The 742-nt window shown below is 61.6% G+C and carries 1 protein-coding gene; it reads left to right on the top strand.

Annotation, left to right across the window (positions count from 1 at the left end):
- Positions 1 to 156: 156 nt before the first annotated feature.
- The coding region (locus tag E4Q08_RS23980) for a transglycosylase SLT domain-containing protein (RefSeq protein ID WP_169072249.1) at positions 157 to 742 on the top strand (586 nt) is incomplete at its 3' end.

Here is a 742-nt window from a genome sequence, read left to right as displayed (position 1 = left end):
AGCCGCGCTACGTAGGGACGCCAGAAAGGGGCGGGTACTGGGTCGAAGCCAATGACTATGACCGAGCACAGGCCGAGTACAACGCCCGAATCGCGGCAGAGGAGGCGCAGCGGCGCCTTCTGTAATCACAGCAAGAACCAGCAAAAGGGAAGAGTAATGCCTTTTGTCGATCTGCCGCCACAGCTTCAAGAGCGCGTCGTGTGCTCGATTTCAGCGGCCGTAAAGTACGAGGTACCCGCGAACATCATCCTGGCCGTGGCCGAGAAAGAAGCGGGGAAACCTGGTCAATGGGTGCGCAACAGTAACGGCACGCATGACGTAGGGGCGATGCAGTTCAACACGTCCTACCTCCGCGATTTGTCCCGCTACGGAATCACGGCCGACGATGTCGCCGCGGCCGGCTGCTACGCGTTCGACCTGGCCGCCTGGCGGATCCGCGGACACCTCAAGAACGACAAAGGCGATCTCTGGACCAAGGCAGCCAACTACCACTCCCGGACGCCGCGACACAACGCGGTGTACCGGAGCGATCTGCGCGTGAAGGCCGCCAAGTGGGCGGATTGGCTGGAAGCGCGTTTTGTTACGGTGGATGTGACGAAGGCGGGTGCGGTGCGCTCACTGCCGGTGACGGCGGTATCGGTGCAGGCAACGCGATTGTCTGCTGTGGCTGCAGTGGAAACGAAGCCACAGGCAAGGGCGAGGGAAACTTCCGGGTATGTGCCGCGAAAGATCATCCGCAACT

Origin of the sequence: Candidatus Accumulibacter contiguus, from assembly GCF_012940005.1 — a bacterium.
GTDB classification, from domain to species: Bacteria; Pseudomonadota; Gammaproteobacteria; order Burkholderiales; family Rhodocyclaceae; genus Accumulibacter; species Accumulibacter contiguus.
Note: the sequence above shows the minus strand (reverse complement) of the source record. Positions and strands in the feature narration are given on the sequence as shown.